At 72.9% G+C, this 7,250-nt stretch carries 9 protein-coding genes and 1 pseudogene; 4 read left to right on the top strand and 6 right to left on the bottom strand.

The window, feature by feature from the left end; genetic code table 11:
- Positions 1 to 20: 20 nt before the first annotated feature.
- Positions 21 to 509: pseudogene (locus IEZ01_RS34310) on the bottom strand (tyrosine-type recombinase/integrase); the annotation flags it as partial.
- An 87-nt stretch (positions 510 to 596) separates the two neighbouring features.
- On the opposite strand from IEZ01_RS34310, the gene IEZ01_RS34305 reads away from it, so the two are divergent.
- Positions 597 to 2,321, top strand: coding sequence for a hypothetical protein (locus IEZ01_RS34305; protein WP_189205692.1), 1,725 nt, complete (start codon positions 597 to 599; stop codon positions 2,319 to 2,321).
- Positions 2,322 to 2,409: 88 nt separating this feature from the next.
- On the opposite strand, the gene IEZ01_RS34300 is transcribed toward IEZ01_RS34305, so the two are convergent.
- Genes IEZ01_RS34300 through IEZ01_RS34290 form a run of 3 tightly spaced genes read right to left on the bottom strand, consistent with a single transcriptional unit; the run spans position 2,410 to position 3,322 of the window.
- Positions 2,410 to 2,733 (bottom strand): hypothetical protein, encoded by a 324-nt coding sequence (locus IEZ01_RS34300; protein ID WP_229833365.1) that lies wholly within the window; start codon positions 2,731 to 2,733, stop codon positions 2,410 to 2,412.
- Positions 2,730 to 3,098 (bottom strand): DUF6247 family protein, encoded by a 369-nt coding sequence (locus IEZ01_RS34295; protein WP_019891754.1) that lies wholly within the window; start codon positions 3,096 to 3,098, stop codon positions 2,730 to 2,732. The genes IEZ01_RS34300 and IEZ01_RS34295 overlap by 4 nt, the downstream gene beginning before the upstream one ends.
- A 29-nt stretch (positions 3,099 to 3,127) precedes the next feature.
- Positions 3,128 to 3,322: a type II toxin-antitoxin system Phd/YefM family antitoxin gene (locus IEZ01_RS34290; protein ID WP_040875908.1), complete on the bottom strand. Its 195-nt coding sequence runs from the start codon at positions 3,320 to 3,322 to the stop codon at positions 3,128 to 3,130.
- Between the two features lie 284 nt (positions 3,323 to 3,606).
- Between IEZ01_RS34290 and IEZ01_RS34285 the strand changes: the two genes are divergently transcribed.
- The gene (locus tag IEZ01_RS34285; RefSeq protein WP_229833364.1) at positions 3,607 to 4,110 is read left to right on the top strand and encodes a DUF6083 domain-containing protein; all 504 of its coding nucleotides are present in this window, start codon (positions 3,607 to 3,609) and stop codon (positions 4,108 to 4,110) included.
- 42 nt (positions 4,111 to 4,152) lie between these two features.
- On the opposite strand, the gene IEZ01_RS34280 is transcribed toward IEZ01_RS34285, so the two are convergent.
- Positions 4,153 to 5,136, bottom strand: a complete 984-nt coding sequence (locus IEZ01_RS34280) for a quinone oxidoreductase family protein (RefSeq protein ID WP_189205690.1) — start codon at positions 5,134 to 5,136, stop codon at positions 4,153 to 4,155.
- Positions 5,137 to 5,270: 134 nt separating this feature from the next.
- Here IEZ01_RS34280 and IEZ01_RS34275 point away from each other — a divergent pair, with 134 nt between their 5' ends.
- Both IEZ01_RS34275 and IEZ01_RS34270 read left to right on the top strand, forming a co-directional pair.
- Positions 5,271 to 5,609: an ArsR/SmtB family transcription factor gene (locus IEZ01_RS34275; protein ID WP_189205688.1), complete on the top strand. Its 339-nt coding sequence runs from the start codon at positions 5,271 to 5,273 to the stop codon at positions 5,607 to 5,609.
- 137 nt (positions 5,610 to 5,746) lie between these two features.
- On the top strand, positions 5,747 to 6,682 hold the full coding sequence (locus IEZ01_RS34270) for a GNAT family N-acetyltransferase (RefSeq protein ID WP_189205686.1): 936 nt from the start codon (positions 5,747 to 5,749) through the stop codon (positions 6,680 to 6,682).
- A 27-nt stretch (positions 6,683 to 6,709) separates the two neighbouring features.
- On the opposite strand, the gene IEZ01_RS34265 is transcribed toward IEZ01_RS34270, so the two are convergent.
- The coding region (locus IEZ01_RS34265; protein WP_229833363.1) for a hypothetical protein at positions 6,710 to 7,250 on the bottom strand (541 nt) is incomplete at its 5' end.

Below are 7,250 nucleotides of genomic sequence, written 5' to 3'. Positions count from 1 at the left end.
CGGCCTCGGTCACGTTCTCACTAGTCATCGGTGCATCCTCCATGATCGGGAGTTACACCGAACGATTTACAGTCCCCCGCTGAGGGCGGCGGCTCATCGGAGTCGTCGCCCTCAGCCAGTGCGTCGCTCAGGGTGTCGATGGCCTGGCGCTGGAGGCGGAGTCGGACGTGGGCGTAGACGCCGGCGGTGACGCCGATATGGGCGTGGCCGAGGAGTTCCTTGATGACGACGAGGTCGACGCCCTGTTCAAGGAGCAGGGTGGCTGTCGAGTGGCGGAGATCATGGAAGCGGATCGTCCGGAGTCCGGCGCTGTGGAGAAGGCGGCGGAAGCGGCGGGTGAGGTTGCCTGGGTCGAGTGGCCTGCCCGTCGGGGTGGTGAAGACGAGGCCGTTGTCCGTCCAGCCCGTTCCGGCTGCCTGACGCTCTTCCTGCTGCTGTTCCTGGTGGATCTTGAGGGAGTTGATGCATTCGGTGGGGAGGGCGATGCGGCGTTCGGAAGCGAGGGTCTTAGGGGCGTTGCCGAGGGCTGGCGAAAACGCGTGCATGGCCGGGGCCGTCGGGGTGCGGGGCGGGGGTGTGGGGGTTATAGGGCTGGCATGGACATCACCTCTCAGGGCAGGGCGGGGCGCGCCGGGGGCGGGCTGACCGTGCGGCTTCAGGACGGGACCGAAGTGGCGTGGCAGGGCTTCGACACCGGGCCACGTGTGCACCAGGAGGAGCATCTCGCCGGCTACAGCTCGCGGCTCCTGGGGCTGACGCCGGCACAGGCCGCCGAGCGGGCGTCGCGGGTCTTGACTCCGTACCGTGCCGCGGGCGCGCCGGTGCCCGCGCTCGTGCTGCAGGGGGCCACGCCGGCGACCCGGCTGTTCGAAGGCGATGTCAGCGATCTCGCGGCGGGCCGGGCCCCGTACGACTGCGCCACCTATATGGAGACGCGGGCCGTGTTCACGGCACGCCCAGGGGATCTGGTCGTGGGCCGTACGCCGCCCTGGCGTGAGGCGGCGGAGGTCTTCGGGGCCGAGGCGGTGGATCTGGGCGATCTGGAGCACTACTACCTCTGCCAGGCGCTGCTGGCCGCCGCCGACCGCCACACCAGGGACGAGACGGGGACGCCGATGGCGAGGATCGTCGGCTGGCTGCGTGCGCACCCGTATGCGGTGGTGCGCCCGTACGCCCTCGATGAGGAGATGCAGATCTTTCTGCTGTGGCTTCGTGACCGCGCCGGGGTGGAGAGTCTGCGGATCGAGGCCAACAGTCTGGTGGTGTCGACCCGTTGGAACAGCAAGCGTCACATCCATCCGCTCGTGGACGACGCGGAGGCGCTGTCCGTCTTCGGTGCGGCGCCGCATGAGGTGCTGGCGGCGGAGCAGCGGCTGAGTGAGGGCTGCCGGCGTCTGGGGCTGGTGATGCCGGTGCTGCCCGGCTATACGCTCGCCCGTCGCGAGGAGGGGCCCAAGCTCTTCGCGGACGACGCGGTCCGCGCGGCGGAGCTGCTGCGCCGGCGCTACCTGCTGCAGCGGGCCTTCCTCAAACCGACCGAGGCTGGGGACGGGGCCCGTATCGTCGGCCCGATCGACCTTGGGGACACCGACGCGCTGCGCGCCGCGGCCACCGAGGCCCACCAGTACGGGGACGACTACCTGCTGGAGGCGGCCGTCGACTACCTCTGCCTGGACGGCGCGGGCGGCGCCCGCCTGCCCGTCGCCCCCTCGGGCCATGTCCGCGAGGGGAAGGTGGCGCCCGGGCTCACGCTGCAGGTCCTGAGCGGTCATGCCTGGGAGGGCAACGTCTTCGTCGACGGCGCCGAATGGGACCGGTGCGGCCTGCCGCCCGCGCTGTACGGGACGATGCGCCAGGCCATGACCGCGCTGCAGGCGGCCTTCCTGAGCGAGGCCGCGGTCGCGGACGGCAGTCACGGCGGGCTGGTGACGGGCGGGGTGGACTTCGCCGTCGGCCGGATCGGCGGGGTGTTCCAGGACCGTGTCCTTGCCGCCGCGATCGATTACAACCTCTCCTCGCACGGCGCCGAGTACCTGCGCTCCTTCCACGAGAAGACGGCGTCCGGGCCGGCCGGCCGGGTGGCCGAACCGTACGCCGCCACCCGCCTGTTCAGGCCGACCGCCACCGCCACGCTCAAGGCCGCGCGTACGGCGGTGCTGGCCGCGGTGCCCGAGGGGGCCAGGGCCGAGCTGGTGGCCTGCGTGCCGGGCCGGTGGGGGATGGTGGCCGCCACCGGCACCGGTGTCCGGCACGCGATGGCGCAGGCAGAGCGCCTCGTCGATGTCCTGGTCGCTGCGGGGCTTGCGCAGGTGCGCGCCTGAGCGGCTCGCTCCGCGGGACGACGGGACGGGCGTACGGGGGCGCGGGAGGGGGACCGCCGTGGCCTGCCCCTGCTGCCGGGCTGCGCCGTCATGCCCAGAAGGCGTCGGTGACGACGATCTGGGGTTCGGCGTGGCGGCGGATGAAGGTGAAGACGAGCCAGCCGCGCCCCCCGGCGAGGTCGGCGACGTGCGGGCCCGCGGGACGGGTCGACGCCGGCGGGCGGATGGTGATCCACTGTGGAAGAGACGCGTCGGCGTCGATCCCGCGGAAGTAGGGGTCCTCGACCGTGATCAGTTCCGCGCGGGCCGCCATGACCAGCTGCCTGCCGTCGGCGGGCATGCTCTGGAACTCCTTGAACGCTGCGGCTGTCCAGTCCATCTGCCAGGGCGGGTGTGGGAGGTCGTCGCTCACCTGCCGGGCTCCGCATGGGCGGCTTCGTGCCGCAGTCGGCTGTATTCGTCCAGGAGGCGGGCGGACTCCGCCGGGTCCTCGGACGTCGCGGCGCGGGCTTCGAGGTCACGCAGGTGATCTGCCAGACCGGGGTCGCGGGCGATGGCGTACTCGGTCCACCACAGGCGCATGAACGCGGGCACCGGAGTCAGGTTGAAGGCCTCACCGATCGCGCGGCGCCAGTGCGCTTCGAAATCGGGCAGCAGGTGGGGGGCATGCTCCTGGATGGCCAGGCGCAGGGCCTGGGGGGTGCGCTCAGGCATGGGCGGTACCCGGCGGGGCCGGTCCCCGCCGGGGCCGTCGAAGTGCAGGGGCTGCGCGGTCATGAGATGGCTCCTGAGTCGTGGCGTGGCCGTCAGGCCGCGTCCTGGTGCCTGTCGCCGGCCGGCTGCTGGGCGATCATCTGCTCGAACCACTCGGCGGGTACGAGGTAGGCGAGCGTCTTGCCCTTGCGGGTGATGGCTGCGGCTTCGCCGGCGATGCGAGTCCGGTCCAGGATCTCCCCCATGCCCTTGCGGAGGTCGATCGTCGTGTACGTCTTCGTCTCCATGACCGTCAACCTATAGCAACTATTACAGTTGCGATAGTTGAGAGGGTGGGGTGGCACCTCTTCGCGAGCTGCGCTCCGGGCGGCGCACCCAGCAGGGCAGTGCCGCAGAGCGCGCGTCGAGCTGGTGGCGTGCGGCGCGTCCGGCCGGGGCCGGCAGGGGCGAGGGCCGGTATCTGCCGGAGCGGCGGGCCGAGTTGGGGTGGGGGGTGCCTGATCGTCCGGCAGAGATTAGCTCGGTGCCGCGCACGCGCCGGTGCGACCCAATTGCGCCCTATCGTCCCCCGATGCCAGCGCCGAGTCTGCGTCACATGGGGGAGATGGGGGACATCAGCCGGATATGCCAGAGCTGCCAGGCGGGCGGGCCGACCGTGCGGGAACGCGGGCGGGGCAGGCGCATCGGCGTGCTGTGTGGGACCTGTTGGGACATCTACGCCAACCGGCGGGCCCTTGAGGAGGGCGCCACCGCTCCGGCCCGGGCGGATCCCGGTCCGGACGACGTCGACCCGTACGAGCCGCCGGCCTGTCGCCACTGCGGCGCCCTGGTCGGCCACTACCCCACCACCTACGACCGGTGGGTCCACCTGGCCCTGGGCGACCTTCCGGCGAGGGATGTGGCTCCGGGCCATCGGTGGCGGCTGGAGACCGTTCCGGGAAGGCACACCCGCGTCCCCGTCGGCATCGTGGCCGTACGCGTGCGCGGTATCGAACCGCTCCCCGGTGACCTTGTGCGCCCGGCGCACCGGGCGGTGTGCCTGAGTTGGGACGCCGCGCGGGAGGCCGAGGGGTGAGAGCACGCCGCAGAGCCCACCCGCTCCCCCGTGGCCTGACGGTCAGGCGGGGTGGGCCGTGGCGTTCAGCAGCAGCTTGCCCGTGCTCGTACGGGTTTCCATCAGCCGGTGCGCTTCGGCGGCCTCGGTCAGGGGGAACTCGGCGGTGACCGGGAGGGAGACGGTTCCCTCGGCCACGCTCGCGAAGGCCCGCTCGGCCAGGGTGCGCAGGGCGGCGGGGGCGGTCTTGGCGAGGGTGAGGATGGAGAAGCCGCTCACCGAGATGCCCCTGGGGTAGAGCTCGGGCTGGCCCACGGCCCACGCCTCGGCCGAGCTGGCGTTGCCGAAGGAGACCAGGCGGCCGAAGACCGCGAGCGAGGCCAGGGCGCCGCGGAAGGTCTCGCCGCCGACCGGGTCCAGAGCCAGGTCGACCCCGCGCCCGCCGGTCGCCTCGATCACCGACTTGTGGAAGTCGCCGGCGAAGACGTCGTCGTAGCCGTACGCGCGGGCGTAGTCGGCCTTCTGCGCGGACGATGCCACGCCGTACACCCGGCCCGCGCCCGCCGCCTTCGCCAACTGGCCCGCCACCGTGCCGATTCCGCCCGCCGCGCCCTGCACCAGGACGCTCTCGCCGGGCTGGAGCCGGCCGACCGCGTGGACGAGGGCGTAGGCGGTGGGCAGGACTGTGGGCAAGGTGGCGGCCGTACGCAGGTCGAGCCCGGCCGGGAGCGGGAAGACGGTCGTGGCGTCGGCGAGGGCGACCTCGGCGTAGCCGCCGCCGTCGGTCAGGGCGGTCACCTCCTGGCCGACGCTCAGGCCCCGGGTGCCCGCGCCGAGCGCGCGTACCCGCCCGGAGACCTCCAGGCCGGGGCGGAAGGGAAGGGCCGCGACGCGGTAGCCCTCGGTGCGCGCCTTCAGGTCGGCGAAGTTCACCCCGGCGTAGGCCACGTCGATGCTGACCTGGCCCGGGCTCGGGTCGGGTACGCCGGTCTCGAGCACTTTAAGGACGTCGGGACCGCCGTACTGGCCAAACTCGATCGCGCGCATGCCACACTCCCCGCTCGACTGTTCAATCAAAAGCGAACACCCGCGAGTGTATGGTTTTCATCGAACACTGGGCAAGCGCCGCAGAGTCCCAAGCAGGCAGGTACGTTCACGGCGTTCACGGAAAGGAGCCGGTCATGACCCCGCGCGGCACCGGTCACCGGGCAGCCCCCGAGCACACGCACCCCGACGACGTCCCGGTCCTCACCGCGCTCGCCGCCCTCGCCGACCCCGTACGCCTCACCCTCGTACGGGAACTGGCCGGATCGCCGGAGTGGACGCGGGCCTGCGGCAGCTTCGACGTACCCGTCGGCAAGCCCGCCCTCAGCCACCACTTCTCCGTACTGCGCGGGGCCGGCCTGGTCGAGCAGCGCGACGAGGGGGCCAGGCGGGTCAACCGGCTGCGCCGTGCGGAGTTCGACGCCCGCTTCCCCGGGCTGCTGGAACTGGTGCTGCGCGCCGACCCGCTCGACTAGCGCGTTTGTGGCGTATGCCCGTTGGCGGCCCGGGAGCCGGCTCCAGGGGCGGAAAAGGGCTGGCCGGGGGTCGGGCGGGGGGTTAGGTTCGCGGGGCTGTCCGTCCCGAACTGCCCCTGCGCTGCGAAGGCTTCCCTGTGACGTTGATCCGTGCCGCCGGCTCCGACGAACTGCCCGCGCTGCTGGAGTATCCCGGCGACACCGAACGCAACGCGGCGACCCGCGCGTACCTCGGCCAGCTGCTCGACACCACGTGCACCCGGCCCGCGTGGTGCCTGGTCGCCGAGGATGACGGCGGGCGGCTGGTGGGCAGTGTGGTGCTGTGGACGCTGCCCGGGCACGAAGTCCCCTACGCCTTCGTGCTGTTCGAGGCCCAGGCGCAGGGGGTGGGGGCCGCGCTGCTGGAGGCGGCCGTGGCGAAGGCGCGCGAGCTCGGCGCGGACGAGCTGGAGCACGTCATCGACTCCCCCGCGCAGGCGCCGCAGTTCCAGCGCGAGCCGGAGCGCCGCGGTGAACTGCTGCGCGGCGCCGGGTTCCGGGTCGTCCGCGACGGACGCCGGTTCAGCCTGCGCGTTCCCGGACAGCCCGGCCGGCTGCCCGCGGACGACGCCCGGCTGACCTTCCGCAGCCTCGCCGGGCTCGGCCGTGGGCCGTTCCTCGACCTGCTGGAGCACCTGCTCGCCGTCACCTCCGACGCCCGGCTGGCCGCCGACGTCGAACGCTACGGGGCACGGCGCGCCGCCGAGCAGCTCTTGGAGGAGACGGCCGAGCTGCGGCACGAGCCACACTGGTGGGAGATCGGCCACGACCTCGACGGCACCCCGGCGGTGATCAGCCTGCCCACGCAGAACCCGAGCGTGCCGGTGATCGGCTTCGTCGGTGTCGCCCCGGCCCACCGCGGCAAGGGCTACGCCACCTCGGCCGTCATCCGCGGCACGCGGATCCTCGCCGCGAACGGCGCCACGGAGATCCGCGGCGACTGCGACGCGGCCAACGCGGCGATGGCGAAGGCGTTCACCCGGGCCGGGTACGAAAACTTCGCCGACCGGCTGGAGTACAGCCGCGCCCTGTGACCGCGGGCCCCTGTCAGGGAGGGACGGTCACGCCTTCGGGCGGGTCGTGCCGGGCAGGCAGCGCACGGTGGGGTTGTAGACCTCGAACATGCCGTGCGGGTTCGCCTTCCACAGCCACACGTGCAGGGCGTAGTGGACGGGCTGGCCCTTGAAGCGGCCGGGGAAGGGGCCCTTGAACGCGCGGCCGAAGAGGGTGGGGCGGTCGTCGTCGGTCGTGGTCAGGCCGTCCCGGTCGGCGACGACCCACTCCAGCGCGGTGAGGCGGCGGCCGCCGTTGCGGTCGTCCTCGTAGATGAGCGCGGCGGGCCGGGCGGGGTCGAGGGAGTTGTCGTAGGCGTGGTTGAAGTGGGGGTAGCCCAGCGCGCCCGGGCCCGCCGGGTTGGGGACGCAGTACTGGTCGGGTACGTATCCGGCGGCGGAAGCGGCCCGCGGGTCGAGGTAGCGGCCGCTGCTCACGACGGCTTTGGCCAGGGCCGCGCGGCCGGTGATCGTGGCTTCCGGGGATGCGAGGCGGGGCGCTGGGGCGTGGCCGGGGCCGGGGGCTGGGGCCGGGGCGGGGGCTGGGGCT

The sequence above is a fragment of the Streptomyces purpureus genome (assembly GCF_014648195.1).
GTDB lineage: Bacteria > Actinomycetota > Actinomycetes > Streptomycetales > Streptomycetaceae > Streptomyces > Streptomyces purpureus.
This window is presented reverse-complemented; position numbering and strand designations above follow the sequence as displayed.

What these genes read in the sequence shown, in the direction of transcription:
- IEZ01_RS34305 (WP_189205692.1), top strand. Translation starts at nt 597, where the DNA reads ATGGACATCACCTCTCAGGGCAGGGCGGGGCGCGCCGGGGGCGGGCTG.
- IEZ01_RS34295 (WP_019891754.1), bottom strand. Translation starts at nt 3,098, where the DNA reads ATGACCGCGCAGCCCCTGCACTTCGACGGCCCCGGCGGGGACCGGCCC.
- IEZ01_RS34290 (WP_040875908.1), bottom strand. Translation starts at nt 3,322, where the DNA reads ATGGAGACGAAGACGTACACGACGATCGACCTCCGCAAGGGCATGGGG.
- IEZ01_RS34285 (WP_229833364.1), top strand. Translation starts at nt 3,607, where the DNA reads ATGCCAGCGCCGAGTCTGCGTCACATGGGGGAGATGGGGGACATCAGC.
- IEZ01_RS34280 (WP_189205690.1), bottom strand. Translation starts at nt 5,136, where the DNA reads ATGCGCGCGATCGAGTTTGGCCAGTACGGCGGTCCCGACGTCCTTAAA.
- IEZ01_RS34275 (WP_189205688.1), top strand. Translation starts at nt 5,271, where the DNA reads ATGACCCCGCGCGGCACCGGTCACCGGGCAGCCCCCGAGCACACGCAC.